Source organism: Embleya sp. NPDC020630, assembly GCF_044334985.1.
In the GTDB taxonomy this organism is placed as follows: Bacteria; Actinomycetota; Actinomycetes; order Streptomycetales; family Streptomycetaceae; genus Embleya.
In genome coordinates this window covers 100,077-126,871 of record NZ_JBIRUB010000018.1, presented here as the reverse complement: position 1 = coordinate 126,871, position 26,795 = coordinate 100,077, and the positions used below count along the sequence as shown (strand labels likewise).

Annotated in this window: 25 protein-coding genes; 12 read left to right on the top strand and 13 right to left on the bottom strand. The window is 71.3% G+C overall.

Translation table 11 applies throughout. From position 1 onward, the window contains the following. Positions 1 to 3 precede the first annotated feature (3 nt). Positions 4 to 126, top strand: coding sequence for a hypothetical protein (locus ACH4XV_RS38440; RefSeq protein ID WP_395797513.1), 123 nt, complete (start codon positions 4 to 6; stop codon positions 124 to 126). Positions 127 to 258: 132 nt separating this feature from the next. Here the strand turns inward: ACH4XV_RS38440 and ACH4XV_RS38435 are convergent, their stop codons facing one another. Then, positions 259 to 1,152 (bottom strand): helix-turn-helix transcriptional regulator, encoded by an 894-nt coding sequence (locus tag ACH4XV_RS38435; protein ID WP_395797511.1) that lies wholly within the window; start codon positions 1,150 to 1,152, stop codon positions 259 to 261. Between the two features lie 229 nt (positions 1,153 to 1,381). Between ACH4XV_RS38435 and ACH4XV_RS38430 the strand changes: the two genes are divergently transcribed. Beyond that, a complete protein-coding gene (locus ACH4XV_RS38430; RefSeq protein ID WP_395797570.1) occupies positions 1,382 to 2,374 on the top strand; it encodes an aldo/keto reductase in 993 nt (330 codons plus the stop codon). 102 nt (positions 2,375 to 2,476) lie between these two features. Here ACH4XV_RS38430 and ACH4XV_RS38425 read toward each other — a convergent pair whose 3' ends face one another. Further along, complete coding sequence (locus ACH4XV_RS38425; protein ID WP_395797509.1) at positions 2,477 to 3,136, bottom strand: alpha/beta fold hydrolase; 660 nt, start codon at positions 3,134 to 3,136, stop codon at positions 2,477 to 2,479. A gap of 155 nt (positions 3,137 to 3,291) precedes the next feature. On the opposite strand from ACH4XV_RS38425, the gene ACH4XV_RS38420 reads away from it, so the two are divergent. From ACH4XV_RS38420 to ACH4XV_RS38410, 3 genes are all read left to right on the top strand, one after another. Further along, positions 3,292 to 4,071: an AraC family transcriptional regulator gene (locus ACH4XV_RS38420; protein ID WP_395797507.1), complete on the top strand. Its 780-nt coding sequence runs from the start codon at positions 3,292 to 3,294 to the stop codon at positions 4,069 to 4,071. Between the two features lie 196 nt (positions 4,072 to 4,267). Beyond that, complete coding sequence (locus tag ACH4XV_RS38415) at positions 4,268 to 5,539, top strand: AAA family ATPase (protein ID WP_395797505.1); 1,272 nt, start codon at positions 4,268 to 4,270, stop codon at positions 5,537 to 5,539. Then, the gene (locus ACH4XV_RS38410) at positions 5,539 to 7,431 is read left to right on the top strand and encodes a tetratricopeptide repeat protein (RefSeq protein WP_395797504.1); all 1,893 of its coding nucleotides are present in this window, start codon (positions 5,539 to 5,541) and stop codon (positions 7,429 to 7,431) included. The genes ACH4XV_RS38415 and ACH4XV_RS38410 overlap by 1 nt, the downstream gene beginning before the upstream one ends. 32 nt (positions 7,432 to 7,463) lie before the next feature. On the opposite strand, the gene ACH4XV_RS38405 is transcribed toward ACH4XV_RS38410, so the two are convergent. Together ACH4XV_RS38405 and ACH4XV_RS38400 are read right to left on the bottom strand one after the other, a co-directional pair. Next, positions 7,464 to 7,616 (bottom strand): DUF397 domain-containing protein, encoded by a 153-nt coding sequence (locus ACH4XV_RS38405; protein ID WP_395797569.1) that lies wholly within the window; start codon positions 7,614 to 7,616, stop codon positions 7,464 to 7,466. A gap of 92 nt (positions 7,617 to 7,708) precedes the next feature. Next, complete coding sequence (locus tag ACH4XV_RS38400; protein ID WP_395797502.1) at positions 7,709 to 8,410, bottom strand: SDR family NAD(P)-dependent oxidoreductase; 702 nt, start codon at positions 8,408 to 8,410, stop codon at positions 7,709 to 7,711. 109 nt (positions 8,411 to 8,519) lie between these two features. On the opposite strand from ACH4XV_RS38400, the gene ACH4XV_RS38395 reads away from it, so the two are divergent. From ACH4XV_RS38395 to ACH4XV_RS38380, 4 genes are all read left to right on the top strand, one after another. Then, positions 8,520 to 9,128: a TetR/AcrR family transcriptional regulator gene (locus ACH4XV_RS38395; protein WP_395797501.1), complete on the top strand. Its 609-nt coding sequence runs from the start codon at positions 8,520 to 8,522 to the stop codon at positions 9,126 to 9,128. A 65-nt stretch (positions 9,129 to 9,193) separates the two neighbouring features. Then, positions 9,194 to 9,670: an aminoglycoside 6'-N-acetyltransferase gene (aac(6'), locus tag ACH4XV_RS38390; protein ID WP_395797499.1), complete on the top strand. Its 477-nt coding sequence runs from the start codon at positions 9,194 to 9,196 to the stop codon at positions 9,668 to 9,670. Between the two features lie 40 nt (positions 9,671 to 9,710). Continuing rightward, entirely contained in the window at positions 9,711 to 10,679 is a 969-nt protein-coding gene (locus tag ACH4XV_RS38385; RefSeq protein WP_395797497.1) for an alpha/beta hydrolase, read from the top strand. 239 nt (positions 10,680 to 10,918) lie between these two features. Then, entirely contained in the window at positions 10,919 to 11,701 is a 783-nt protein-coding gene (locus ACH4XV_RS38380) for an isoprenyl transferase (protein ID WP_126641854.1), read from the top strand. Positions 11,702 to 11,713: 12 nt separating this feature from the next. Here ACH4XV_RS38380 and ACH4XV_RS38375 read toward each other — a convergent pair whose 3' ends face one another. From ACH4XV_RS38375 to ACH4XV_RS38340, 8 genes are all read right to left on the bottom strand, one after another. Beyond that, the gene (locus tag ACH4XV_RS38375) at positions 11,714 to 12,331 is read right to left on the bottom strand and encodes a YciI family protein (protein ID WP_395797495.1); all 618 of its coding nucleotides are present in this window, start codon (positions 12,329 to 12,331) and stop codon (positions 11,714 to 11,716) included. 107 nt (positions 12,332 to 12,438) lie between these two features. Then, positions 12,439 to 13,338: a carbon-nitrogen hydrolase family protein gene (locus ACH4XV_RS38370; protein WP_395797493.1), complete on the bottom strand. Its 900-nt coding sequence runs from the start codon at positions 13,336 to 13,338 to the stop codon at positions 12,439 to 12,441. A 30-nt stretch (positions 13,339 to 13,368) separates the two neighbouring features. After that, positions 13,369 to 14,031 (bottom strand): carbon monoxide dehydrogenase subunit G, encoded by a 663-nt coding sequence (locus ACH4XV_RS38365; RefSeq protein WP_395797491.1) that lies wholly within the window; start codon positions 14,029 to 14,031, stop codon positions 13,369 to 13,371. Positions 14,032 to 14,046: 15 nt separating this feature from the next. After that, on the bottom strand, positions 14,047 to 16,476 hold the full coding sequence (cutA, locus tag ACH4XV_RS38360; protein ID WP_395797489.1) for an aerobic carbon-monoxide dehydrogenase large subunit: 2,430 nt from the start codon (positions 16,474 to 16,476) through the stop codon (positions 14,047 to 14,049). After that, entirely contained in the window at positions 16,473 to 17,009 is a 537-nt protein-coding gene (locus ACH4XV_RS38355) for a (2Fe-2S)-binding protein (protein ID WP_380003852.1), read from the bottom strand. Before ACH4XV_RS38355 ends, cutA begins: the two co-directional genes overlap by 4 nt. Next, positions 17,006 to 17,923, bottom strand: a complete 918-nt coding sequence (locus ACH4XV_RS38350) for an FAD binding domain-containing protein (protein ID WP_395797487.1) — start codon at positions 17,921 to 17,923, stop codon at positions 17,006 to 17,008. Before ACH4XV_RS38350 ends, ACH4XV_RS38355 begins: the two co-directional genes overlap by 4 nt. Before the next feature lie 46 nt (positions 17,924 to 17,969). Continuing rightward, positions 17,970 to 19,433 carry a uracil-xanthine permease family protein gene (locus ACH4XV_RS38345; protein ID WP_126641861.1) on the bottom strand — a complete coding sequence of 488 codons (1,464 nt, stop codon included), beginning with the start codon at positions 19,431 to 19,433 and terminating at the stop codon, positions 17,970 to 17,972. Positions 19,434 to 19,692: 259 nt separating this feature from the next. Continuing rightward, complete coding sequence (locus tag ACH4XV_RS38340) at positions 19,693 to 21,363, bottom strand: PucR family transcriptional regulator (RefSeq protein WP_395797485.1); 1,671 nt, start codon at positions 21,361 to 21,363, stop codon at positions 19,693 to 19,695. Positions 21,364 to 21,634: 271 nt separating this feature from the next. On the opposite strand from ACH4XV_RS38340, the gene ACH4XV_RS38335 reads away from it, so the two are divergent. From ACH4XV_RS38335 to ACH4XV_RS38325, 3 genes are read left to right on the top strand one after another with little or no spacing between them, the layout of a single operon-like run. Further along, positions 21,635 to 22,672: a DUF2877 domain-containing protein gene (locus ACH4XV_RS38335; RefSeq protein WP_395797483.1), complete on the top strand. Its 1,038-nt coding sequence runs from the start codon at positions 21,635 to 21,637 to the stop codon at positions 22,670 to 22,672. Next, the gene (locus tag ACH4XV_RS38330; protein WP_395797481.1) at positions 22,656 to 24,134 is read left to right on the top strand and encodes an FdrA family protein; all 1,479 of its coding nucleotides are present in this window, start codon (positions 22,656 to 22,658) and stop codon (positions 24,132 to 24,134) included. Before ACH4XV_RS38335 ends, ACH4XV_RS38330 begins: the two co-directional genes overlap by 17 nt. Continuing rightward, the gene (locus tag ACH4XV_RS38325) at positions 24,131 to 25,540 is read left to right on the top strand and encodes a DUF1116 domain-containing protein (RefSeq protein WP_395797479.1); all 1,410 of its coding nucleotides are present in this window, start codon (positions 24,131 to 24,133) and stop codon (positions 25,538 to 25,540) included. Before ACH4XV_RS38330 ends, ACH4XV_RS38325 begins: the two co-directional genes overlap by 4 nt. A 155-nt stretch (positions 25,541 to 25,695) precedes the next feature. On the opposite strand, the gene ACH4XV_RS38320 is transcribed toward ACH4XV_RS38325, so the two are convergent. Then, positions 25,696 to 26,793 carry an XdhC family protein gene (locus ACH4XV_RS38320; RefSeq protein WP_395797477.1) on the bottom strand — a complete coding sequence of 366 codons (1,098 nt, stop codon included), beginning with the start codon at positions 26,791 to 26,793 and terminating at the stop codon, positions 25,696 to 25,698. Positions 26,794 to 26,795 lie beyond the last annotated feature (2 nt).

Genomic DNA, 26,795 nt, shown 5'->3' with positions numbered 1-26,795 from the left:
ACGATGAAACTCTGGTTGGTCCCCGTCGACATCGGCGGATGGCAGCGGCCGCTGGGGATCCGCTGCCCGCCGGGTCCGGCGCGCGACAGCCGCGACCCCATCGAGGGCTACTCGGGCTTCACGTAGCAGCACACCGCCGGCGTCGGTGAGCGCCACCCCCGTCGGTTCCGGTCCAGGAGTTGGACGCGCGAGAGCGCCGAGGTGGCAGCGGGCGCACCACGCACTCGCCACGGCGCCGTGGTGGATCAGCCCGTTGGACTATCCGTTGCGTGCTTCGAGCCCGGGTGCCGGCGTTTGTTGGGTGGCCGCCCACGAGGCCAGGAGGGCCAGATTGTCGGCGGTCGGTGTGCCCGCGGGTGCGGTGTAGACGTTGAGGTACAGGCCGGGTTCGGCGGGCAGTTCCAGGGACTCGACGTCCACGTCGAGCCGGCCCACGATCGGATGGCGCACCCGCTTGCGTCCGGACCGGTGCAGCCGCACGTCCTGGGATGCCCACCGCTGCCGGAACAGCTCACTGCCCGTCGACAGTTCGCCGACCAGGGCGATCAGCTTCCCGTCGTGCGGATTGCGGCCGGCTTCCATGCGCAGCTTCGCGGCCACGACGCCGGCAATGCGGTCGTAGTCGACGAAGAAGTCCCTGGCCGCCTCGGGGTTCAGATAGACGAACCGTGCCGTGTTCGCGGGCCGTCGCAGGTCGGCCAGGACCGGTGAGTACAGCGCGCGAGCGAGCTGATTCATCGCGAGCACGTCGTAACATCCGTTGCCGATCCAGGCCGGCGCGGCGGTGATCGCGTCGAGCACCTGATGCAGGGTCGAGCGCACCGTCACGGCAGCTTTGTGTCGACGTGGGCCGCCGGTCGCCCCGGATCGGCGCGCGAGGTGGAACAGGTGGTCGCGCTCGGCCTCGTCGAGTTGCAGGGCGGAGGCCAACGCGTCGAGCACGCCGTCGGAGACACCGGCGAGGCCGCCCCGCTCCATGCGCACGTAGTAGTCGACCGACACCCCCGCCAGTAGCGCCACCTCCTCACGACGCAGACCTTTGACCCGGCGATTGCCGCCGTAAGCGGGCAGGCCGGCCTGCTCGGGGGTGATGCGGGCGCGGCGCGAGCCGAGAAACTCCCGGATATCCGCGCGGGGATCGATCGTGGCCATTGCCCCACCGTAAGCCGGCTCCGTGCTCCGAGGGAGGTACTGCCGGTACCCCGACGACCGCAGCGACTGGGAGCCGCCGTACCCGATGCGGCGCGAGGGTGGTTTTCGCAGTACCTGTATCGCCAAGGTCTCCCTGCCGGCTGCAATGCCTGCCTAACCTGTAGTCGATTCCCGGCTCGACGCAGAGGAAAGCAATAGCCGGATGATTCTTCCCGAAGGAGTATTTCCGATGCAAAAGCGCAAACTTGGGCAGCAACTCGAGGTTTCAGCTCTCGGGCTCGGCTGTATGGGTATGAGCTTCTTCTACGGTGCGTCCCCGGACCCGGCCGAGATGACAAAGCTGCTGCGGGCGGCAGTCGACCGCGGCGTGACTTTCTTCGACACCGCAGAAGTCTATGGCCCATTTACCAATGAAGAGCTGGTCGGTCGGGCGCTGGCGCCGGTGCGTGACCAAGTGGTGATAGCCACCAAGTTCGGTATCAGGCACGGCGAACACGGGCCGACCCCGACGTCGGGGGTCGACAGCCGACCCGAGCAGATCCGCCGCGCAACCGAGGCGTCGCTCCGGCGCCTTCGAACCGAGTGCATCGACCTGCTCTATCAACACCGTGTCGATCCCGACGTGCCCATCGAAGAGGTGGCCGGCACGGTAAAAGAGCTGATTTCCGAGGGCAAGGTCAAGCACTTCGGTCTGTCGGAGGCCGGCGCGACGACGATCAGCCGTGCCCACGCCGTGCAGCCTGTGACGGCGCTGCAAAGTGAATACTCGCTCTGGACACGAGAGCACGAGACCGACATTATTCCGACCCTGGAGAAGCTGGGCATTGGTCTGGTGCCCTACAGTCCGCTCGGGAAGGGCTATCTGACCGGCAAAATCAATGCCGACACGTCGCTGGCCGACGACGATCTGCGGCGCTCCCTGCCGCGCTTTACACCCGAGGCACGACAGGCCAATCAGGCACTGGTCGAGTTGCTCCGGCAGATCGCCGACGACAAGGGAGCCACGCCGGCTCGGATCGCCCTCGCCTGGGTGCTGGCGCAGAAGCCGTGGTTCGTCCCGATCCCCGGCACCACCAAGCTTCACCGCCTGGAAGAGAACCTGGGCGCACTCGACGTCGAACTGACGCCCGGTGACCTGCAGCGTATCGAGGAGGCCGCAGCCCGAATTCACATCCAGGGCGGACGCGTTCCAGAGCAGTTGAAGTCGAACTTCGGCCGCTGATCCGCTCGAATTCCGCACCGGCCTCCGGGATCGAGGTCGGACGCCCGAGGGCTTCTCGTCCCGACCGCACCTGCTCCGACCTCGCCCTCGCCCTTGCCCTGGTCACAGGAGTGCGGCGACGGCTCTCGGGGCTTCGCGCATGGCGTTGTGGACTGTGGGGAGGTCGTGGACCTGCCAGGTCGGGTCGGCTTGGAGGCGGGTGCGGAGGTGGGTGAAGGGGGTGCCGTCCTCCCAGCCGGAGCAGTAGACGAAGTCGCGGCGGGGGACCCGGTCGACGGCGCCGGTGAGGCGGATCGCCTGGGTGAATGAGGCGAAGGGGTGGGGTCGGCGGCGGGGGTCGCCGCCGGCGGGTGGGAGTACGGCGTAGCCGTTGGTCGCGGCGCCCGCCAGGAACTTTTGTCGATAGCCGTCGGTCGTGGAGGACCAGCACGATTCGCCGTCGCGCGGGACGTAGGCGTCGAGGTGCACGAGGCGCGTGACCCGGCCTCCTGCGCGGTCGGCGGCGGCCGAGATCACCATGCCGCCGTAGCTGTGGCCGACCAGGGTCACGTCGGTGACGTGGGCGCGATCGAGGAGGCGCAGTACGTCGTCGGCATGCGTGTCGAGGTTGGCGGTGGCCACCGTCGCGGCGTCGTCGTCGGGTCGCAACCCGGTCAAAGTGAGGGCGTGGACGGTGTGCCCGGCACGCTCCAGGAGCGGTATCACCGGGTCGAACGACCACGCGCCGTGCCAGGCGCCGGGTACGAGCACGAATGTCGCCATGGGGTTTCCTTCCTTCGACTCTTCGACCGCGGCGGCATTGCGGGATACGCCGCAGCGGCTCGGGACCACTCCAGGTCACCACGGCGGGGCCTGGCCGACCACCGATAAGCTGCCGGATCATGCCCGATACCCGCCAACCGCGTGGAAGCGCCGGTGTGACGTCGCAAGTGTGGCCGTCCGGTGGACGCCACCTCTGGCCGTCCGGCGGGACGAGTGCGCCGCAGTCGCACTCGCGCGGACACCTGGTGTACGCGGCCGGCGGCGTCCTGACGGTGCACACCGATCGAGGCACCTCGATCGTCCCGGCCGACCGGATCGCCTGGACGCCCGCCGGATGCCCACACCGGCACCGCGCCCACGGCGACACCGACATGCGCATCGTTTTCCTCCCACCGTCCCTGGCCCGGCGCATCCCGGACCGGCCCGCCGTGTTCCTGGCGTCCGGCCTCGCGCGCGAGGTCCTGCTCGCGCTGACCGCGCCGCGCGAGGACGACGGCTTTGCGGCGCAGGCGTACGGCCGCGGCGCCCGTTCCCGCCTGCTTCGTGTGCTCGTCGACGAACTCCGGGAGACGCGCGAGCAGCCACTGCACCTGCCGGAGCCCCGGGACGGCCGGTTGCGGTCCCTTGCGCGGATCCTGTCCGAGACCCCCGCGGACAACTCCACGCTGGCCGAACTCGGACGTGCGGTCGGCGCCGGCTCGCGCACCCTCAGCCGCCTGCTGCGTGACGAACTCGGCATGACCTTCCACGAGTTGCGCACCCAACTACGCATCCACCACGCACTCGTACTCCTCGCGGACGGCCACGACACCACCCGAACCGCCCACGCGTGCGGATGGGCCAACCCGAGCAGCTTCATCACCGCCTTCACCCACATCATCGGCACCACCCCGGGCCGCTACCGCACGGGCCGTGCGGGTCCACGGGATCGATGAGGATGGGGCGGCCTGTGGACCTGGGCCGGCGTCGCCGAGGGACGACGGATGACGGATGACGGACGAGCAGGGCCGCCCGCCCGTCCGCTGTACGTCGAGCGCGGATTTCGCCGCACCGATCGGCCGGAACACGCGGGCACATCCTGTCGGACCGGCGATGCGGATAGGTTCCTGTGGAGTCCACGGAGGGAAGTGCATGTCGGTGCCGGGCTCGCCCGAAAATCCCCTGATCCAGGCGCTGCGGCAAGCGGTGGCGGCGGCGCCCGATCGGCCCGAATACCGCCTGCATCTTGCGGAAGCCCTGGTCGCCGCCGGTGCGGTGGTCGACGCGGTCATGGAGATCGCCGAGGCGCTGAAGCTCGATCCGGATTCGGCCGCGGCCCGTGAGCTGATGGCCGTGGCGGTCGGTCGGGCCGCCGGCTCCGCGCCGGCCGAGGCCGTCGCGCCCGCCGCCGCCGAGCCGTCCGGGCCCCCGGCCGACGCCGGGACGGGTTCCTTCGACTGGTCGGCCGCCGAGAACGATCTGGGCGATACTCCGCAGCCCGAACGCCTTCGGGTCGCCAACCACGACGAGCTGGGCCCCGCCGACACGTTCGAGACGGAGCGTCCCACCGTCACGCTCGCCGACGTGGGCGGCCTCCAACACGTCAAGGACCGCCTCGACAGCGCGTTCCTCGCCCCCATGCGCAACCCCGAACTACGCCGCCTGTACGGCAAGTCGCTGCGCGGCGGCCTCCTGCTGTACGGCCCGCCGGGTTGCGGCAAGACGTTCATCGCGCGCGCGGTGGCCGGCGAACTCGGCGCGTCGTTCGTTTCGGTCGGCATCTCGGACGTGCTGGAAATGTGGATCGGCAACTCCGAACGGAACATGCACGAGATCTTCGTGGCCGCGCGCCGACAAGCCCCCTGCGTGCTGTTCTTCGACGAGATCGACGCCCTGGGCCGACGCCGGAGCCAACTGAACAGCAGCGCCATGCGCACCACCGTCAACCAGTTCCTCCAGGAACTGGATTCCGTCGACGCCGGGAACGAGGGCGTGTTCGTCCTCGGCGCCACCAACAGCCCGTGGGATGTCGACCCCGCGCTGCGCCGCCCCGGCCGCTTCGATCGCACCCTGCTGGTCCTGCCCCCGGACGCGCCCGCGCGCGAGCAGATCCTGCGCTTCCACCTGCAAGACCGTCCGATCTGCGAGATCGACGTACCCGCGCTCGCCGGGCGCACCGACGGCTATTCGGGAGCGGACCTGGCGCACCTGTGCGAGTCGGCCGCCGAGAAGGCGCTCGTCGACTCGATCCGCACCGGTGAGATGCGGCTCATCGGCATGCCCGATTTCGCCGCCGCCCTGGGCGAGTTGCGGCCCTCGGTCTCCTCCTGGTTCGAGGCGGCCAAGTCGGTGGCGCTGTTCGCGAACGAAGGTGGCGCATACGACGATCTGGTTGCCTACCTCCGCGAGAAGAAGCTGCTCTGATGCCGGTCGGCGGGACCAAGGACACACGGGGCAAGGACGTCGAACGGGCGCGAAACCTGATCGACATCCACAGGTACCCCGAAGCCGAGGCCGCACTGCGCCGCGTCCTCGCAGCCGATCCCGACCACTTCGGCGGCCTGTCACATCTCGCGTGGTTGTTGTATCTCGACGACCGCCTGAAAGAGGCCGCCGAGGTCGCCTCCCTCCTCGTCACCCACTACCCCAACGCCAGGGAAGGCCATCGGCGCCTCGCGTGGATTCACCTCCGCCGGCGACGACTGGTCGAAGCCGAGTCGCACGCCCGCCGCACCGTCGAACTCACCCCCGATGCCGCCGACTCATGGACGCTGCTGGGCAGGGTTTTGGCCAGGCTTCCGGGCCGCGTGGACGAAGCGCTCGCGGCCGCCGACGAGGCCATACGGCTGGATCCGCACAGCGGCATCGGGTACGAGGTCCGCGCTCGCACTCACAGCCGGAGCAAGCGCTGGTCGGACGCGGAGGCCGCGTTGACCGAGGCCCTCGCCCGCGCCCCGCACAGCACCGACAACCTGGCGGACATGGCGTTGGTCAAGATGAGGCTGGGGAAGGTCGAGGAGGCGCGCGGCCTGCTGACGAACTGCCTGCGTCTGGATCCGTCGCCGAGGGCCGTCCGCGGCGTGATCAGAGACATCGAGACCAATGGCTTCTGCGAGCAGTTGGCCGATGTCCACACCCTGGCGTGCCGCGCCGTCGGGCGTCCCCACCTCAACGAACCGGGAGCCGCCGGCGAAGACGCCCGACTCCTCACCGAACAGGCATGGTTGGCCCGGACCCTGTGGCGGGAGGCGAAGCAGCCGGAACACACCTGGCCCAGGGCGGCGGCCGAGCAGGCCCGCGCGTTGGTCACCGCGATCCTGGCCGCCGACCCGACAAACCGCGTGGGCCGCGAAGCGGCGATGGCCATCGCCGACGAGGACGAGGACCACGTCGCCGCATACGGTCTGGCGACCGGTCTGCTCGCCGACGGGTACGACGACATCCCCTACATGCACCTCGTTGCCATCGACGCCGGTGTGAAACTCGCCCGGGCCGCCGATGCCCTGGATCTCGCGCGGGTCGCCGCGGCCCGGTATCCGGACCACCTCGAACTCGCGTGTTGGCATTGGCGCATGCTGCTCGCCACTGGCCGCCGCACGGAGGCGGTGCCGGCGGCCGAGCGCGCGGCCCTGCTCGCGGTCGAGAGCCCCCACCGCCCGGTTCTCGAACTCGCCCGCAGGGAAACCGACTCGGGCACGGAAGATGCGGCGGTGCGAGTCCTGGACTCGGTCCTGACGCTGACCTCGGGCGCCTACGTCGGTAGGTTGCACCGTGCGGGGCTGCTCCTTCGGGCCTTCAACTTCGTGGATGCCGAAACGTTGTTGACCTCGACGGGTGCGCCGTCGGACGACGGGCCGACATGCGCGATGCTTGCCACGACTCGTCTCGCGCAGGGCAAATGGGCACGGGCACTCGCCGACCTGGAGAGGGCATTCGCCGCGCCTGCGCGGGACTTGACAGTGCCTCGGCTGGTTCGGGACAACTTGCGGGATTGGGGAGTGCCGCACGCGCTTCGCGGAGTCTACCTCGAAGCGCTGGCCCTGTTGGGTGAGGAGGATTCCTCGGCCGCCATGGCCGCGGCGGACAGGGCGAACCTCTTCTATGGACTCGTGGGTCTGTTGATGATCGCGGCGACAGCGGACAACCCGGAGGCGCTGCGGTGGGCCCGAGCCGTCGCGGCGGACGCGCGCGCGCTCGACCCGAAGCACGCGGCCGGCTCCGCGATCGAGGCGATTGTCGCCGACCCGGAATCCGCCGACGCGCGCACGTTCGTGGAGACGGTACGCACGCGCTTGGCCGCCGCCGCGACCGGGTGAGTTCGGACCGGCGACGCCCCCGGGCAGCGAGTTCAGGGAGTCGGCCGTTCGTTCTTGAGGGTGGTCAGGAACGGGGCCCAAGAGGCTTCACGGAAGAGGAAGGTGCCTTGGGCGGGGGCCTTGGAGTCACGTATGGCGATTGCGTCGTCCGGCGCGAGGGCTCCTTCGCACTCGGGCCCGGTGATTCCCGCCGTAATGCCAGTTCCCGAAACTCACCGAGTGCCGCCGAATCGGCGCATTGGGTGATCATGGGATTTCGTGTGTGCGGCCCCCCGAACTACCAGGGCACCACCTCCCCATTCAGGTCCAGGAACTGGAGCCCCGGGGCGCCCGCCTGCGCCTCCAGGACGTCGACCACCGCCGGGATGCTCTCCTCCGGGGCCAACGGGGCGTCGAAGCCGCCCAGCCTGGTCCGGTTGTGGCCCGGGTCGATGAGCAGCTTGGTGTGGTCGTCGTCGGCGTGGCGGGTCGTGTAGCTGCGCATCAGTTGGTTGAGGGCGGCCTTGCTCGCCTTGTACAGCTCGTAACCGCCCTCGGTGTTGCGCGAGATGCTGCCCTGGTCGGAGGACATGACCGCGACCGTCCCGCCCGGCGCGACGAGTTCGCGCAGTGCTTCGAGGGCGCGCATCGGGCTGAACGCGTTGGTGATCATCACCTCGGTGAACATCTCCGTCGGGACCTGGTCGATCGGCAGATCGCCCCGGTCGATCGCGGCGTTGACGAAGAGCAGATCGAGTCTCGTACCCGCCAGATGCTTGCGCAGCGACGCCAGGTCCTCGGCGCTGGTCATCTCCAACGACTCGACCGTCAGCCTGCCTCCCGAACGGCGGGCCATCGCGCGCAGTTGGTCGCCGTCGGCGCGCACGGTCGCGGTGACCTGCCAGTCGCGCCGAACCAGTTCGTCGGTGAGGACGAGCCCCAGCCCTCTGGAGGCGCCGATGACGAGAGCGTGGCGCGGGGTCGTGGTGGTGCTGGACACATTGGCTCCTTCATGGGGTCGATGGCTCCAATCTAGACGCGACGTCGTGTCTAGACAAGACGTTGCGTCAAGACTGGATCGCGGCGGCGCCGCCCGGTACGGTGTCCCCATGTCCGCCGCCAGCTCTTTGCCCCCCAGGGCGCACTCCGGGAATCGGCGCGATGAGGCCGCGCGTCTGGCCGTGCTCCACGCCGCAGACGACCTGCTCGTCGAGCACGGCTTCGGTGCGCTCACCATCGAGTCCATCGCCCGCCGGGCCGGCGTCGCCAAGCAGACGATCTACCGATGGTGGCCCTCGAAGGTCGAGATCCTGCTCGACGTACTCATCGAGGACAGCGAAAAGCGCTTCCCGGTGCCGACGGAGGAGCAGCCGACGGCCGACGACATCCGGCGTTATCTGCGGGCCTTCGTACGCTTCGTCACCCGCGATCCCGCGGGCCGGGTCCTGCTCGCGCTCCTGGCCGAGGCCCAACACCACTCCGCCACCGCCGCCTCGCTGCACGAGCGTTATCTGGACCCCCGCCGCGCCGCCGAACGCGACCTGCTCGCCCGCGCCACCGCCGCCGGCGAGATCGCCCCCGACCTGGCTCCCGATGCCACGATGGACGCCCTCGTCGGCCCGATCGTCTACCGCGCGATGACCGGCGCGCCCATCCCGCGCGCCCTGGTCGACACCCTCGTCGCGGACCTGCTCAAGCCCCGTCGTCCCCCGGCCTGAGCAGCAAACGCCATCACCACCAAAACAGGTCACGGTCGCGCGCCGCCGGGTGTGAGAATGCGGGCATGGAGGAACTGCGTGGGGATCGGGTCGTGTTGCGGGCGGTTGTCGAGGCGGATCGGGCGATCCTCGATCGCATCGTCGCCGAGCCGGAGGTGGCGGCGTGGTGGGCGCCGCCGGAGGACTACGAGGACATGTGGGCCGTCGTCTACGAGGGCGAGGTCATCGGGGCCGTGCAATGCGACGAGGAGACCGATCCCGAGTACCGCCACGCCGGCATCGACCTGTTTCTGACGGCGAGCCGGCACGGGCGGGGGCTCGGCTCCGACACGGTCCGCACCCTCGCCCGGTGGCTGCTGGACGAACGCGGCCACCACCGGCTGACCATCGACCCGGCGGCAGCCAACGCCTCCGCGATCGGCTGCTACACCAAGGTCGGCTTCAAGCCCGTCGGAATCATGCGGCGCTACTGGCGCGACCACCGCACGGGCGACTGGGAGGACGGCCTGCTGATGGACCTGCTCGCGGACGAACTGACCTGAGCCGCCGGCGGCCGTCCGGGCGGATGGTTGACTGCGTCGTATGGACCCCACGCGCACCTTCCGAGCCGCGCCGCCGTTCGACCCCGAACTGGGCGGCGGCGGGGGGTCGGCGCAGCCGCTGACGCCGGAGAACCTCGCGGAGCGGCAGGCCCGGGACGCGGCCGTGCGGCCCACGCCGACGCCCGAGCAGTTGCGCGACGGCGGACGCTTCGAAGTGGACGAACTGCGCGTGCCGGGCCCGCCGGACGGGCCCGACGTCACGCTCGTGAGCGCCCGCCCCGTCGGGGTCGCCCGCCCGCTGCCGCTCCTGTACTACATGCACGGCGGCGGCATGGTCTCGGGCAACGCGTGGTCCGTACTCCCGCGCCTCCTGCGCGCGTGGGCCCACCGGCTCGAACTGGCCGTCGTCTCCGTCGAATACCGCCTGGCGCCCGGAACACGCCACCCGGGACCGGTGGAGGACTGCTACGCCGGACTCGTGCACGTCGCCGAACACGCCGCCGACCTCCGCATCGACGCGGACCGCGTCGTCGTCGGCGGCAAGAGCGCCGGCGGCGGGCTCGCGGCGGCCCTCGCCCTGCTCACCCGCGACCGAGGCGGCCCCACCCCGATCGGCCAACTCCTGCTGTCCCCGATGCTCGACGACCGCAACGACAGCGTCTCGGCCCGACAGATGGCCGGTCTCGACCCCTGGGACCGCACCTCCAACGCAACCGCCTGGCAGGCCCTCCTCGGCGAGCGCGCCCACGAGGTCTCCCCCTACGCCGCCCCCGCCCGCGCCGTCGACCTGTCCCGCCTGCCCCCGGCCTACCTGGACGTCGGCTCCGCCGAAACCCTCCGCGACGAGGCCGTCACCTACGCCGACGCCATCTGGCGAGCCGGCGGCCGAGCCGAACTCCACATCTGGCCCGGTGCCTTCCACGGCTTCGACACCCACGCCCCCCGGGCAGCGTTGAGCCGAGCCGCACACGCGACCCGCACCCACTGGCTCCAGCGCATCCTCGCATGATTACCATATGCGGCAAAAACAGTACAGTAGGTAGATATGGCACCGGGTCGGCCGCCTTGCCCAGGCGCGCACGACGCGTCCCTGGCGCGTCCCGCGCGTCTGCGGCGCGTCCCCAGCAGCACCACCCGGCCAAGTAGCCTGTGTGGCAACGGCTTTGGGGATGCTTGGCGAAGCGGGTGAGGCAACCCCCCTGGTAGGGTCCGCCGAGGCTGCCACGACGTGATGCGACGGAGAAGGTCATGAAGCTGCTCCCGCTGTTCATTCGACGGCCGATCGAGGCGGTGTACGAGCGCCGGCTGGCGTCGACCCTGGTCGGGCTGCCGCGTCCGCAGAATGTCGGGATCATGCTCGACGGCAATCGGCGCTGGGCGCGCAAGGCGGGGCACTCCGACGTGCGGGAGGGCTACCGGGCCGGCGGCGCGAAGGTGACCGAGTTCCTGGGCTGGTGCAGTGCCGCCGGGATCGAGCACGTGACCCTGTTCATGCTCTCCGACGACAACCTCGGCCGGCCCGCCGAGGAGCTGGGCCCGCTGATCGAGATCATCGAGGAGACCGTCCGGGACATCACCGCCGAGGGCCGCTCCTGGGAGGTCCAGGTGATCGGCTCGCTGGACATGCTGCCCGGAGCCGGCGCCCGGGTGCTCAAGGAGGCCACCGCCGCGACGGCCGGGCGCGGCGGGCTCAGGGTGGACGTCGCGGTCGGGTACGGCGGCCGGCGGGAGATCGTCGACGCGGTCAAGAGCGCGTTCGAGCAGCACATGGCGGCCGGCGGCGACCCGGCCGAGCTGGTCGAACGGTTCGAGATCGAGGACATCTCGCGGCACCTGTACTCGCCGACCGCCGCCCACACCGACTTCATCATCCGCACATCCGGCGAGCAGCGGCTGTCCGGCTTCCTGCTCTGGCAGTCCGCCTACGCCGAGATGCACTGGGTGGACTGCTACTGGCCGGCCTTCCGGCACGTGGACTTCCTGCGCGCACTGCGCTCGTACGCCACCCGCGAACGCCGCTTCGGCAAATAGTCGCCGAGTCGATCAGCCGTCGTCCTGATCCCGGCCACCGAAGCACCACGCGTGCGCCTCGATGCTCGCGTACAGGTCGGCCCGCGCATACGGGCTCCGCCCGAGCAGCGCCTCGGCCGTGGCGTGGTCCGGGAGTTCGGCCAGGATCGCGGTGCCCAGCCACCGCGCACCGTCCTCGGACAGCAGTGGCCCGCACACGATCAGCGACCCGGCGTGCTCGCCGTCGAGCAGATGGCGGCGCTGTTCGGCGTGCAGCGCGTCCCGGGCCGCGGTGCTGCCGGGCCGGGCGTGGGCGAGGAGCAAAAAGCGCGGCCCGGCCGGCGAACTCCCCTTGAAGTCCCACATCTTCCGGTCCAGCGTGTTGCCCCACCGGCGGATCAGCACCTCCGGCTCGTACACGCCCGCCCGGTGGTTCGGCTCGTCGTAGGCGAACTCCCGGACCGCGTCCGCGTCCGGCAGATCGACGATGTGCACACTGCCGGTCACCGTCTCCCCGTCGGCGGCGAACGTCGGCCCCCGGGCGATCATGCCCTCGGCGTAGCGGTCCATGAACGCCCAGTGCTCTTCCAGGAGTTCGTCGCGCAGCGGCCGTGTTCCCGGCCGATCGCGACAGTAGAACAGGTACTCCACGTCGGATCCCCCCGTGCGGTGTCGCGGTGTCGCCATGCATGCTACGCGCGACGGGCCGGCGGGGGAGCAACCCCCGCCGGCCCGTCGCGCCGCCCGTCGCCGAAGTACTACCCGTGCGGGAACGTCGTCTTCGCCGGACGCACCAGATCGTCCGCGTAGTTGGCGATCAGGTCCAGGTTACGGTCGGCCAGGTGATCGAACACCTGCGGCACGCTCGAACCCGGGGTCAGCGACGCCAACGCGCGCTCCGGGTCGAGCCGGGCCGAGACCCAGCCCTCGTGGGAGGACCCGCGCGCGATCACCTCGGCGCCCGGCGTGACGATCATCGAGTTGCCGAAGTACAACACGCCCGCCGGGTCGCTGCCGGTGGCGTTGGCGCCGACGACGTAGACGTGGTTGTCGTACGCCCGCGCGCGGTTGGTGAGTTCCCACAGGTCGGCGGAGCGCAGCAGCGCCGACGGACGGCAGATCACCTCCGCGCCCTGCACGGCCTGGATCCGGCTCAGCTCCGGGTAGTCGCCGTCGAAGCAGATGATCATGCCGATCCGACCGAGGTCGGTCTCCACCACGCTGACATGCTCACCGGGCGTCACCCACCCACCGCGCGAACGCAGTTCGGGGCCGAAGGGGTGAGTCTTCCGGTACACGCCGAGCACCTGCCCGTCGGGACCGGCCAGCACCGACGAGTTGTACACCTCGCCGCGCGCGGCGCCGCGCTCGTACGTGCCCCACACCAGGTGCACGCCCAACTCCCGGGCCCGCTCCTGGAACGGCTCGGTGAGCCTGCCCGGGATGGCGTCGACCAGGTCCCACAACTCCTCGGCGGGCAGCGCCGGGGTGAAGCCGGTGGTCACACTCTCCGGCAGCACCACCAACTCCGCGCCGGTCGACTCGACGCAGCGGGTCACCCACTGCGACGCGTGGGTGATGTTCGCCTCCACCACCGCGGCCGTGAGCGGCCCCGGGCGAGGCACGACCTGAACGGCCGCGGCCGTGAACGCACGCATGTTGTCGCTCCCTTCCCGAAACGAACCGGATCAGCGCCGACGCGCGATCACGCCGCCGACGATCGCGCCGAGCAGCGCCACCGCCGCGCCGAACAGCGCGCCCTTGGCGAAGTCGTCGCCGGAGAAGGCGGACGCCGGGGCCGCGTACGTACCCGCCGGAGCCGCGACCGCGCCGCCATCCGCCGTCGCCACCACGGGGGTTCCGTTGACCGCCGCCGGCATGCCGCCCTTCGGCGCGGCCGTGAGCGGCGTCTGCCCGGTCAGGATCTTGTCCACCGACTTGAAGAACTCGCCGGCCGTCTTCTTGGCCACCCCGGTCAGCATGCGCTGCCCGACACCGCCGATCACGCCGCCGACCACGGCCTCCGCGTCGTACTCCAACCGCGTCCGGCCGCCGTCGATGTCCTCCAGCGTCACCTTCACCTCGGCGCTGACCGTGCCCGGACCGCCCGAGCCGGACGCCTTGAGCATGAACGAGCCCGGCGGTACCTGGTCGGTGAGCTGCACGTTGCCCAGGTAGGTGCCCTTGATCGAGGCGACGCCCATCGTCACCGTCATCCGGTACGCGTCGGGACCGGTCTCCTCCAGCTTCTCGCAGCCGGGGATCGTGCGGGTGAGCACGGCCGGGTCGTTCAGCGCCGCCCAGACCTTGTCGGCAGGGGCGTTCAGGATGGCGTTTCCTTGGACCTTCATGCTGGGTCGTGCTCCTTAACGGTGGGTGCCGGCGGCATGGTCGGCGCCCCGGCGCAGCGCCGGGATCTCGCCGGCGGCGAACCGCTTGCGCAGGTGGAAGAGTTCGGACGGCTGGATCGGCATCCGCGTGATCGGGAAGCCCTCGGCGTCCTCGATCGCGGACGCGAACACCGCCGCCGCGGGGATGACGCCCGCCTCGCCCGCGCCCTTGATGCCGAGCGGGTTGAGCGGGGAGGGCGTCTCCAGGTGGTCGATCTCGATCTTGGGGACCTCGCTGGCGTACGGCATCAGGAAGTCCATGAACGACGCGTTCACCAACTGCCCGTGCTCGTCGTACTCCATACGCTCGTACAGCGCGCCGCCCACGCCCTGGGCGACGCCGCCGTGCACCTGGCCCTCGACGATCATCGGGTTGATCAGGTGCCCGCAGTCGTGCACGACGCAGTAGCGCAGGATGCGGATCTCGGCGGTGTCGGGATCGGTCTCCACGATCACCGCGTGCATCCCGTTGGCGAACGTCGCGGTCGGCGGCGAGTAGTAGTCACGCCCCTCCAGGCCCGGTTCGTCGTCCTCGGCCACCGGCGGCTTGGAGAAGTCGGCCTTGCCGGTCAACTGGGTGGCCGCCTTGGACGCCTCGTCGAACGCGTAGCGCAGCGGGTTGGACAACACCGCCACGGTGCCCAGCGCGACCGACGCGCCGGGGCTGCCCTTGACCCGCACGTGCCCGTCCACGATCTCCAGGTCGCGCGGGTCGGCCTCCAGCGCCTCGCCGGCGATCCGCAGCGCCTTGGCCTTGACGTTGCGCGCGGCCAGCGCGATGGCGTTGCCGCTCATCACCGCCGCGCGCGAGGCGAACGTACCCACCGCGTACGGGAATCGGCGTGTGTCGCCGGTGGTGACGGTGACGTGCTCGATCGGCACGCCCAGCTCGTCGGCGACGATCTGCGCGAACACCGTCTGGTGGCCCTGCCCCTGGCTGGTGAGGCCGGTGGCGACGACGACCTTGCCGGTGGTCTCGACCTGGACGTGGCCGCCCTCGTACGGGCCGACGCCGGTGCCCTCGACGTAGCACGCCACGCCGATGCCCACCCGGCGGCCCTCGGCGCGCGCCTGCGCCCGGTACGCCTCGAACTCGTCCCAGCCGACCAGCTTCTTCAGCGCCTCCAGCGAGCCGGGGAAGTCGCCCGAGTCGTAGATCAGCGGCCGGCCGTCCTGGAACAACAGCCCGTGGTCGTACGGCATTTCGTCGGGCTGGATGAAGTTGACCGCGCGCACCTCGGTGCGGTCCTTGCCCAGGTGGTCGGCGATGGCGTCCATCGCCCGCTCCATAGCGAACACGCCCTGGGGGCGGCCCGCGCCGCGATACGGGGTGACTATCACCGTGTTGGTGTACAGGCTGCGGAAGTCGACCCGGTACGCGCCGGGCTTGTACGGGCCGAGCAGCTGCGTCGAGGTGATGATCGGCACGATGATCCCGTACGGGGTGTACGCGCCGTTGTCGTGCAGGATCTCCACGTCCAGGCCGAGCAGTCGGCCGTCGTCGTCGAACCCGACCCGTACGGTCTGGAGTTGGCCGCGCTCGTGGGCGGCGGAGATGAAGTGTTCGCGGCGGTCCTCGGTCCACTTGACCTCGTGGTCGAGCAGCCGGGCCGCCCACGGGATCAGGATCTCCTCGGGCCACGGGTGCACGATCTTGACGCCGAAGCCGCCGCCCACGTCGGGGGTGACGCACTCGACCCGGTCCAGCGGGAGGTCCAACTTGGCCGCCACGGCGGCGCGGACACCCGTGGAGGTCTGGGTCGAGGTGTACACGCGCAGGCTCTCGTCGGCCGCGTCCCAGCGGGCGTAGACGCCCCGGCCCTCCATCGGCATACACGCGCTGCGCTCGATGTCCAGCTTCAGTTCGAGCCGGTTGGGCGCGGCGGCGATCGCGGCCGGCGCGTCGCCGACCTCCTGGACCAGGTGCGCGGCGCAGTTGCCCGGCACGTCGTCGTGCACGAGGCGGTCCGCGCGGAACGCGTTCTCGATGCCGACCACCGGCGGCAGCGCCTCGTACTCGACGGTGATCCGCTCGCACGCGTCCTCGGCGAGGTAGCGGTCGGTGGCCACCACCATCACCACGGCCTCGCCGACGTGGTTGACGAACTCCTTGGCCAGCGGATACGCGGTGCGCCCGTGGGTGAGCGCGGGGTGCGGAATGAGCAGCGGCAGCGGCTCGGCGACCCGGCCGGCCAGGTCCTCGTAGGTGTAGATCGCGATCAGGCCGTCGACGTCGAGCGCGCCGGTGACGTCGATCCCGGTGATCCGGGCCCGCGCGTGCGGGCTGCGCACGAACGCGGCCTCGTAGGCGCCCTCGCCCAGGTCGTCGAGGTAGCGGCCGTTGCCGACCAACAGGCGCAGGTCCTCGGTGCGTTGCACCGGCGCGCCGAACATCTTGGTGGTCATCGGGCGTCCCCCTCGGCGTGCGCGCAGCCCTTGCGTTCTTCCGTGATTTCGGCTGCGCGCAGCACGGACTTGACGATGTTCTGGTAGCCGGTACAGCGGCACAGGTTGCCGGAGACCGCCTCGCGGGCCTCCTCCTCGGTGGGCGTCGGGTTCTCCTCCAGGAAGGCGGAGACGACGGTGAGGAACCCGGGGGTGCAGAAGCCGCACTGGAGGCCGTGGCACTCGCGGAACGCCTGCTGTACGGGGTGCATGGTGCCGTCGGGCTCGGCGAGGCCCTCGACGGTGGTGATCTCGTGGCCCTGGGCGCTGACCGCGAACATCAGGCAGGCGCGCATCGGCTTGCCGTCGATGCGCACGGTACACGCGCCGCACACGCCGTGTTCGCAGCCGACGTGGGTGCCGGTCAGGCCCAGGTCGTGGCGCAGGCAGTCGGAGAGCAGCCGGCGCGGGGTGACGGTGGTGGTGTGCAGTACGCCGTTCACGCTCAGCCGGATGTCGAGCCGCTGCTCGGTGGGGATCTGCGTCTCGGTCATCGGGCGCTCCGCTCGGTGCTGGTGGTGCCTGTCGTGCCGTTGGGGTCGACCAGGGCCGCGCGCTCGGTGGCGGTGCGCAGTGCCCGGACGGTGAGTACGCCCGCCAGTTGGGCGCGGTATTCGGCGGTGGCGTGGATGTCGCCCTCGGGCTCCAGGCTCCCGGCGGCCAACGTCGCCGCGTCCTGCCACACGGCGGTGTCGGCGGTACGGCCGATCAGAGCGTCGGTGAGGTCGAGCACGAGCGGGACGGGGGAGAGCGAGAGGTAGGCGGCGCGGGCCGAGACGATGCGCAGGTCGTCGTCGACGGTGACCGCCGCCGCGACCCCGCACATCGCGTAGTCGCCGTGCCGGCGGGCGATCTCGACGAACTCGGTGCCGGTGCGGCCCGGCAGGCGGGGGAAGTAGGCGGCGACGGCGAGTTCGCCCTCCTCGATGGACGCCTCCAGCGGGCCGACGAAGAAGTCCTCGGCGGCGACCGTGCGGGTCGAGCCCTTGCGGGCGAGCGTCATCGAGCCGCCGAGCAGGGCGAGAACGGCGGTCATCTCGCCGGAGGGGTCGGCGTGCGCGAGGCTGCCCACGGTGGTGCCGCGGTTGCGGATCACCGGGTGGGCGACCAGGCGCAGGCCCTGGCGCAGCAGCGGGACCGCCGCGTGTGCGGCCTCGTCCGCCTCGACCTCGGCGTGCCGGGCGAGCGCGCCCACCGCGACGCCGCCGGGGTCGGTGCGGACGTAGGCCAACTCGCCGATTCCGTTGATGTCCACCAGGTGGGCCGGGGCGGCGAGTCTCATGTTGAGCATCGGGATCAGGCTTTGGCCGCCGGCGAGGACCTTTCCGTCGTGGCCGACCTCGGCGAGGGCGTCGAGGGCCTCGGCCAGGTCGGTCGGTGCGTGATATCGGAATGCCGGCGGCTTCACGTGTCGTCCCCTCCAGGTGGTGCGTGCGGTGGTGCGGGTGGGTGGGTCAGCTCTGCGGCGGCGGGGGCGCGGCACTGCTGCCGGCCAACGGCTTGCCGCCGGGCGGGTGTTCCTCCACGGTGCCCAGGGACAGCGCGGTACCGCCCTCGAGTTCGACGTCGGCGGGCGCCTTGGGGTCGCGCATGTGCGCGGGGGCCAGGGCGTGCAGGGCGTGGTAGACCACCAGGGTCACGATGGTGCCGAGCGCGATGCCCTCGATGACGAAGTCGTCGTTGAACTTGATCGCGACGCCGCCGATGCCGATGACCACGCCGGCCGCGACCGGGACGAGGTTGATCGGGTTGGCGAAGTCGACCTTGTTCTCGATCCAGATCTTGGCGCCGAGCAGGCCGATCATGCCGTAGAGCACGACGGTGATGCCGCCGAGCACGCCGCCCGGGGTGGCCGCGATCAGCGCGCCGAACTTCGGACACAGGCCGAACAGCACGGCGACGACTGCGGCGACGTAGTAGGCGGCCGTGGAGTAGACCCGAGTGGCGGCCATCACGCCGATGTTCTCGGCGTAGGTGGTGGTCGGTGAGCCGCCTACGGCGCTGGCCATCATGGTGCCGACACCGTCGGCGGTGATCGCCTTGCCCAGGCTGCCGTCCAGGTCGGCGCCGGTCATCTCGGAGACCGCCTTGACGTGGCCGGCGTTCTCCGCGATCAGCGCGATCACCGCGGGCAGCGCGACCAGGATCGCCGAGGTCTTGAAGTCCGGGGCGTGCGTGGAGGGCATGCCGAACCAGTCGGCCGAGGTGACGCCGGAGAAGTCGACCCGGTCGTGGGCGAACTCCTTGCCGTCGTGCTGTCCGGGCTGCACCGAGGTGATCTGGCCGAACCCCTTGTCGAACAGCCACGACAGCACGTAGCCGAAGACGAGCCCGAGGAAGATCGCGATGCGCGACCAGAAGCCGCGCAGCAGCACGGTCATCGCGATCACCGCGGTCATCGTCAGGATCGCGATCCACTGGTCCTGCGGCCAGTAGGTCTTGGCCACCACGGGGGCCAGGTTGAATCCGATCAGCAACACCACGGCGCCGGTGACCACCGGCGGCAGGGCCTTGTTGACCACTTCGGCGCCGAGCAGGTGGATCAGTACGCCCGCGAGCGCGAGTACGGCGCCGGCGACCAGGATCGCGCCGGTGACCGTCGCGCTGGAGCCGCCGGAGGCGCGGATCGTGGTGACCGCGCCGACGAACGCGGCGCTGGTGCCGAGGTAGCTGGGGATCTTCCCCTGCACGACGAGCAGGAAGACCACGGTGGCCAGACCCGACATCATGATCGCCAGGTTCGGGTCCAGGCCCATGATCACCGGGAAAACGAATGTCGCGCCGAACATCGCGACGATGTGCTGTGCTCCCAGACCGATGGTCCGACCCCACGAGAGCCGTTCGTCGGGGCGTACGACCTCACCCGGAGGTGGGGTGCTGCCGTCCCCGTAGAGCTTCCATCCCAAGCCGAGTGCCATGTTCAGCCGCCTTCCAGGCGTAGGGGGGTGCGAGGGCGATTCGTTGTCGCACGACCCGGCACGGTGAGCGCGATCCGGTGGAGTCCGCCGGTCTCGCCACGAGGTTGGGGGAAGGTTATGGACGGGTCCGTCACCGAGGCTTGGGTGATAGGTGACAGAGCTCGCCCGGTGGTGTTGTGGAATTCACCCAAGGTTTGTTGCCGTCGTGTGTCGGCGTATGGATGAACGACCAAGGCTTTCTCCGTACGTGCGCGCCGCGCTACAGCCCGCGCATGCGGCGCACCTGGAGCGCCAGCATGATGTTGAGCCGTAGATGCGAGTCGGTGGTGAACGCGCCGAGCAGTCGTTCCAGCTTCCCGATCCGATAGCGCAGCGTGTTGTAGTGGAAGTGCAGGATCCGGGCCGTCTCGGCCACGTTCAGGTTGGTGTCCAGGAGCACCTCCAGGGTGGTGCGCAGATCGGTGGTCTCCTCGTCCTCGCGGCTCGCGAGTTCGCCGAGGGTCTCCCGCATGAAACTGGTCAGTTCGGCGGAGTCGGGGACCAGGCTGAGCAGCCGGTACACGCCAAGGCTGTCGAAGTCGGCGATGCCGCCCGGGCCGTGCATCTGGCGGCCGACCTTGGCCGCGCGGCGGGCCTGTTCGTACGCCTCGGGGAGCAGCGCCGGGTCGGTGACCACACGGCTGACCCCGGTGGAGAACGACCGGCGTCCGCCACCGCCGTCGCCGGAGACCTGGGTGACCATCTGGCGGACCGTCTCGCCGGGCGCGGTGCGCTGGGAGGCGCCCATCACGACCACCACCTCCTGGCTGTAGCCGACCACCGCCGCGCGCGCGTCGCGCTCGCGCACGACCATGCCCCAGGCGGTGGCGAACCGCTCGTGGGCGGGCCGTAGATCGTCGGAGTCGGGGTCGGGGCTCTCGCCCGGCTCCAGCTGGGCGACCACCACGATCAGCGGGCGGTCGATGGCCCAGCCGAGCGAGGCGCAGTGCCGCACGGTGTGCGCGGGATCGCCCGCCCGCCCGGCCAGCAGGTCGCGCATGAAGTCGCCCTGGTACTTGCTCTCCACGGCGGCGACCGCGAGGTCCTTGGTGATCACGAGGGCGGCGGTGGCCGCGGCCCGTTCGAGCACCTGGATGTCGCTCTCGTCCAGGGTACGACCGGCGGAGATCAGGACCACCCGACCATGGTCGAGGGCGCCGGCCAGGATCGGTACGAGCGCCACGCCGGTACCGGGATCCTCCAGGGCGCCGGCGCCGTGCTTGAAGCGCTCGACGCGGAAGCGTCCCGAGGCGTCGAACAGCGCGCGGCGCGCGGCGGGGGTCTGCTGCGCCGCCTCGCCCTCGTTGTGGGATTCGGAGGACGCCAGGAGCCGGCCGTCGGGGGTGGTGACCATGACGGTGCCGCCGAGCAGGCGGCTGAGCTCGTCCGTGATCGCTTCGAGGGCGCCGCCCGCGAGGACGACGCTGACCAGTGCGCGGTGCGCCTCCTCGGAGCGGGCCAGCACCGCGGCCTGCCGATTGAGGATGTCGGTGAGCACCTGGTTGAGGATGTCGTCGAAGGCGACGTCGTCGGGCAGCCGGATGATGGGCAGGCCGACCCGGTCGGCGGCGGCCAGCATGTCGGCGGGCAGCTCGTCGAGGTAGCGGCCGAGCTTGATGCCGACCGCGGCCAGCCGGCGCGATTCGAGCGCGGTGACCAGGTCGCACAGGGACTGCGGGGTCTCGCGCAGCGGGTACCCGGTGGTCAGGAGGAGTTCGTGCGGCTTGGTCCACGGCAGGATGTCCGGGACCTCCATCACGTTGAGTCGCTGCACGACGCGGTCCAGACCGCGCTCGCCGGCCATCAGTTCGGCGCCCGACAGGCTGGAGAGGCTGAGCACGTCGCGGACCGGGACGCCGCGAACGAGCGTGCCGGTACTCGCGGTTCGCACCCCGCCGGGGCCTCCGCCAGGGCTTGGCAGATTACGCGAATTAAGTGCGCCAAGGTTGGCAACTTGCTCCATTCGAGGACCATAGCCATTGGATTACGTTCACAACAGACATAGAGCCGGTCCGATTCAAATCGGTTCGGGCAAGACGCCCCACCGGTGCACTCGTGCCTCCGGCGTCACGGGCACACCGTGTCCACGGGTGACTTCGTACCGTTTCCGACGTATACGGCAGCCGCTTCGCTTCGCATCGCTCGCACCGGGAGGCACGACCGTGGCAGACCCGGGAGAGGTGAACCGCGCGGTGGCATCGGTGGGCGTGCAAGCCGCGCCGGGCGCCGTGCCGCCGGTGGGCGCGGTGTCCGTGCCCGGGGCGGCGTCGACGGTGTTGCGGGCGGTGTTGGCGGGGCCCGAGCGGGCCGCTCGGGTGCTCGGGGTGTTTCCGGCCGCGCTGTACCTGGCCGATGTCGACTCCGGGGAGGTCGTGACGGTGTGTACGCACGACGCCGTGCGGCTCCCGAATGCCGTCGTGCTCGCCGCGCGGACCGGGCGGTCGCCGTTTCCGGCGTTGACCGGTTGCACCGACGCGCGGATCGGCGGGGGTTTGGTCGGGCTCGGGTCGCTGCGGGTGGACGCGGTGCGGTGGTGGACGCCGCCGCGACCGCCGGCGCCCGGTGACGTGCGTACCCGTGCCCACGGTGTGACGACCCTGTGCGCCGCGCTGGACACCGCCGCCACCGGGCTGCCGGCCGGCGCCCGTGCCGATCTGGCCGAGCTGAGCCGGTACGCGTACACCGACCCCGAACGGGCCGCCGGCGCCGCGCTGCGCCTGATCGGGCTCGGCCCCGGGCTGACCCCCAGCGGCGACGACGCGCTCTGCGGCTTCCTGCTCGCGCTGCGCCACCTCGACCCCGGCGCGGCCGGCGCCCGGCACGCGCACACCCTCGGCGCCCGCGTCGCCGCACACGCCCCGGGCCGCACCACCGACCTGTCCGCCGCGCTGCTCGGCCACGCCGCCCGCGGCGACGGCTGTACACAACTGATCGACCTGATCGGCGCGATGGGCCGCGACACCGACGTACTCCCTTGCCTGCGCCGCCTGCTGACGGTGGGTCACACCTCCGGCGCGGACCTCGCCCTCGGCGTACTCGCCGGCGCCGAGGCGATGCGCACGGGCGCCGCGCCGGCCGAACTCCCGCACCCGACACTCCCACACGCGAAACTGCCGCACCCGAAACTGCCGCACCCGAAACTGCCATACCCGAAACTGCCGTACCCCGAAGGAAGGAGCGCCCGTGAGCAGCGCGCTTGAGCTGCGCCGCGGAACATACCGAGACTCGGTCAGCCTGATGCAGGTGAGCCGATCGGTATCCGCGGTGGACGGGGTGACCAAGGCGCTCGTCGCCATGGCGACCGAACTCAACGTCGGCCTCTTGGCGGGCATGGGCTTCGAAACCCCCGACGGCGCCGGACCCAACGACCTGATCGTGGCGATCCGGGCCGAGGACGAGGACGCGCTGAGCCGTGCCAAGGCGGTCCTGGAGACGTCCCTGGAGCTGTCCACCGGCGGTGGCGGCGGGATCGGCGCGGCCGGCGGCGTGCCGCCGCGCACGATCCGCACCGCCGCCGCCTCCGGCACCGACGCCACCCTGGCGCTGATCTCGGTCCCCGGACCGCACGCCTTCGCCGAGGCCGTCGACGCCCTGGAAGCGGCCCTGGACGTGCTGATCTTCAGCGACAACGTGCCGGTCGAGCAGGAGATCCGGCTCAAGGACATGGGCCGCGAGCGCGGCCTGCTCGTGATGGGCCCGGACTGCGGCACCGCGCTGGTCGGCGGCGTCGGCCTGGGCTTCGCCAACACCGTGCGCGGTGGCCCGATCGGCATCGTGGCCGCCTCCGGCACCGGCTCGCAGGAACTCATGTGCCTGCTGCACGCGGCCGGCAGCGGCGTCAGCCACTGCCTCGGCGTGGGCGGACGCGACCTGAGCGAGGCCGTCGGCGCCCGCTCCACGCTCCAGGCGCTGGCCATGCTGGACGCCGACCCGAACACCGAGCTGATCGTGGTCGTGTCCAAGCCGCCGGCCGACGCGGTGGCCGCCGAGGTCGAGCGTTATGCCGCGACCCTGAGCACGCCGGTGCAGTTGGCCTTCCTCGGGCAGGGCCGGGACGACCTGACGGCCGCCGCCACCAAGGCGCTCGCCGCGATCGGCCACGCCGGCGTCGAGGACCGGGTGTGGCTGCCCGAGTCGCCGCGCACTCCGCGCACCGGCGCGCTGCGCGGGCTGTTCTGCGGCGGCACGTTGTGCGACGAGGCGATGATCATCGCCGCCGACCGGCTCGGACCGGTCGCGTCCAACATCCCGCTGCGGCCCGAGTGGGCGCTGCCCGCCGACATGCACGCGGCCGGCCACCTGATGATCGACTTCGGCGACGACGGCCTGACCGCGGGTCGCCCGCACCCGATGATCGACCCGAGCCTGCGCCTGGAACGCCTCGCCGAGGAACTGGCCGACCCGGCCGCCGCGGTGCTGCTCCTGGACGTCGTACTCGGCCACGGCGCACACGCCGACCCGGCCGCCGACCTGGCCGCGGTGTTGCGCACGGCCGGCCCCGACGCGCCCGTCGTACTGATCTCGCTGTGCGGAACCGACCTGGACCCGCAGGACCTGGAGGCCCAGGCCCGCACGCTGGCCGACGCCGGCGCCGAGGTCCACCTGTCCAATGCCGAGGCCGCCCGGCGCGCCGTGGCGATCGTAGAAGGGCTCGACGCGTGAGCGCTCCCAACCGTCTTCTCACCCAGGACCCGTCGGTGGTCGCGGTCGGCGCCGAACTGCTCGCCGACGCGCTCGCCGCGCAGGCCGTCCCCGTGACCGCCGTCGACTGGCGCCCGCCGCTGCCCGGCACCTCCGACGCGCTGGCCCGCGTACTCGCCGACGAGCGGCGCGACGCGGCCAACAAGGTCGCGATCGAGCGGGTGTTGGCGTCGACGCCGCACCTGGTCGACGTCAAGCCGGCGAGCGAGGCACTGGGCCTGACGGCGGGTCAGTTCCGGCACGCGGGGCCGCCGATCGACTGGGCGCGGGCGTCCGGGCCGATGCGCGGCGCGCTGATCGGCGCGGTGCTCTTCGAGGGCTTGGCCGACACCCCCGAGGCGGCGGAGAAGTTCCTCGCCGACGGGCACGCCGAGCTGGACTCCTGCCACCACCACCACGCGGTGGGGCCGATGGCGGGCGTGGTCAGCCCGTCGATGTGGATGTTCGAGCTGGAGGACACCACGCACGGCACCCGCGCCTGGTGCTCGCTGAACGAGGGCCTGGGCAAGGTGCTGCGCTACGGCGCGTACGGGCCCGAGGTGATCGAGCGGCTGCAGTGGATGTCGGCGGTGCTCGGACCGCTGCTGCGCACCGCGGTGCGCGCGGGTGAGCCGATCGACATCCGCGCGATCATCGCGCAGATGCTCCAGATGGGCGACGAGGGCCACAACCGCAACCGCGCGGGCACGCTCATGCTGCTGCGCGAACTGCTGCCCAGCATGGTCGACAGCGGCGCGCCGACCAAGGACATCGCCGAGGCGGCCCGCTTCGTCGGCGGCAACGACCACTTCTTCCTGAACCTGGACATGCCGGCGTGCAAGCTGGCCATGGACGCGGGCCGGGACGTACCGGGCTCCTCGCTCGTGGTGGCGATGGCCCGCAACGGCACCGACTTCGGCATCCAGGTCTCCGGCACCGGCGACCGCTGGTACACCGGCCCGGCCGAGGTGCCGGACGGCCTGTACCTGGGCGCCTACGGCCCCGACGACGCCAACCCGGACATCGGCGACTCGGCGATCACCGAGACGGCCGGCATCGGCGGCTTCGCGATGGCGGCGGCACCGGCGATCGTGCGCTTCATCGGCGGCGAGGTCGACGACGCACTGGCCGCGACGCGGCGGATGTACGAGATCACGCTGGCGGAGAACCCGGCCTACCAGATCCCGGTCCTCGACTTCCGCGGCACACCCACGGGCATCGACGTCACCAAGGTCGTCCGCACCGGCATCCTGCCCCAGATCAACACCGGCATCGCCGGCAAGGTGGCCGGCACCGGCCAGGTCGGCGCCGGCCTGGTAACCCCCCCGGCGGCCTGCTTCACCGCAGCGATCGAGGCATTGTCGGAAGCGGCCCCACCGCTCGTCTGACCCGACCCGACCCGAACCAGGGCCCGCCCCGCCGACTTTGGCGCGGCGGGCCCTGTTTGTCGGCGCAGTGGCGACCCGAGACGCCTGAGCCGCCGGTGCCACTTCGTCGAACGCCCTCCGCGGCGGGTGGGAGGTGGTGGGGTGGTCGCCCGGGGTCAGCGGTGGATGCGGCCCGTGGTGAGGGACAAGGGGCGGGTGGTGCCGCCGTGGCGGGATCGGATGATCTCGGCCAGTACCGCGATGGCGGTTTCCTGGGGGGTGCGGGCGCCCAGGTCGAGGCCGATGGGGGAGTGCAGGCGCTCCAGCTCCGCCTCGGTCATCCCCGCCTCGCGCAGTCGCAGCAGTCGGTCCTCGTGGGCGCGGCGGCTGCCCATCGCGCCGACGTAGCCGACCGGCATTCGCAACGCCCGGACCAGGACCGGTACATCGAACTTCGGGTCGTGGGTGAGGACGCAGATCGCCGTGCGCGCGTCGACCCGGGTGTCCGCCAGGTAGCGGTCCGGCCAGTCCACGACCAACTCGTCCACGCCGGGGAAGCGGTCCGCGGTGGCGAACACCGGCCGGGCGTCGCACACGGTCACCCGGAACCCGGCGAACGCGCCCGCCCGGGCCACGGCCACCGCGTAGTCGTTGGAGCCGAACACCAGCAGGCGCGGACGCGGCACGTGGGAGCGGACGAAGACCACCTCGTCCTGCCGCACCCCCAGCGCCTGGACCGGGACCAGCGCGTCGCCGTCCGAGCCGGCCAGCGTGGTGCGGTCGGCGTCCAGCATCGCGCGTATGGAGGCCGTCCGCGGCGAGTCCGCGTCGCCCTCGTCCGGGCCGACCAGCACCCGCGTGCCGAGTCGTTCCGGCGTGGGGGTGGAGACCACCGTCGCCACCGCGATCGGGCGGCCCTCGCGCAGCGCGGCGATCAGCTCGGGGAATTCCGGGAAGCGGCTCGGGTCGACCGGCTCGACATACACCTCCAGGGTGCCGCCGCAGGTCAGGCCCACCATGAGCGCGTCGTCGTCGCTGATCCCATAGGCAGCGGTGCGCGGTCGGCCGTCCTCGACGACCTCCAACGCCAGCTCGTACACCGCCCCCTCGACGCACCCGCCCGACACGCTCCCGAGCGCCGTGCCGTCGGCGGAGACGGCCATCACCGCACCGGCGTCGCGCGGCGCGCTGCGCAGTGTGGACACCACCGTGGCCAGGGCGAAGGTGCGTCCGGTCCGGTACCACGCCTCGAGGTGGTCAAGCAGTTCACGCACGG

Bases quoted from the DNA above. Each gene is read 5' to 3' on its own strand.
- ACH4XV_RS38415 (WP_395797505.1), top strand. From the start codon at position 4,268: ATGTCGGTGCCGGGCTCGCCCGAAAATCCCCTGATCCAGGCGCTGCGG.
- ACH4XV_RS38355 (WP_380003852.1), bottom strand. From the start codon at position 17,009: ATGACCGAGACGCAGATCCCCACCGAGCAGCGGCTCGACATCCGGCTG.
- ACH4XV_RS38380 (WP_126641854.1), top strand. From the start codon at position 10,919: ATGAAGCTGCTCCCGCTGTTCATTCGACGGCCGATCGAGGCGGTGTAC.
- ACH4XV_RS38430 (WP_395797570.1), top strand. From the start codon at position 1,382: ATGCAAAAGCGCAAACTTGGGCAGCAACTCGAGGTTTCAGCTCTCGGG.
- ACH4XV_RS38440 (WP_395797513.1), top strand. From the start codon at position 4: ATGAAACTCTGGTTGGTCCCCGTCGACATCGGCGGATGGCAGCGGCCG.
- ACH4XV_RS38435 (WP_395797511.1), bottom strand. From the start codon at position 1,152: ATGGCCACGATCGATCCCCGCGCGGATATCCGGGAGTTTCTCGGCTCG.
- ACH4XV_RS38395 (WP_395797501.1), top strand. From the start codon at position 8,520: ATGTCCGCCGCCAGCTCTTTGCCCCCCAGGGCGCACTCCGGGAATCGG.
- ACH4XV_RS38345 (WP_126641861.1), bottom strand. From the start codon at position 19,433: ATGGCACTCGGCTTGGGATGGAAGCTCTACGGGGACGGCAGCACCCCA.
- ACH4XV_RS38425 (WP_395797509.1), bottom strand. From the start codon at position 3,136: ATGGCGACATTCGTGCTCGTACCCGGCGCCTGGCACGGCGCGTGGTCG.
- ACH4XV_RS38365 (WP_395797491.1), bottom strand. From the start codon at position 14,031: ATGAAGGTCCAAGGAAACGCCATCCTGAACGCCCCTGCCGACAAGGTC.
- ACH4XV_RS38385 (WP_395797497.1), top strand. From the start codon at position 9,711: ATGGACCCCACGCGCACCTTCCGAGCCGCGCCGCCGTTCGACCCCGAA.
- cutA (WP_395797489.1), bottom strand. From the start codon at position 16,476: ATGACCACCAAGATGTTCGGCGCGCCGGTGCAACGCACCGAGGACCTG.
- ACH4XV_RS38410 (WP_395797504.1), top strand. From the start codon at position 5,539: ATGCCGGTCGGCGGGACCAAGGACACACGGGGCAAGGACGTCGAACGG.
- ACH4XV_RS38370 (WP_395797493.1), bottom strand. From the start codon at position 13,338: ATGCGTGCGTTCACGGCCGCGGCCGTTCAGGTCGTGCCTCGCCCGGGG.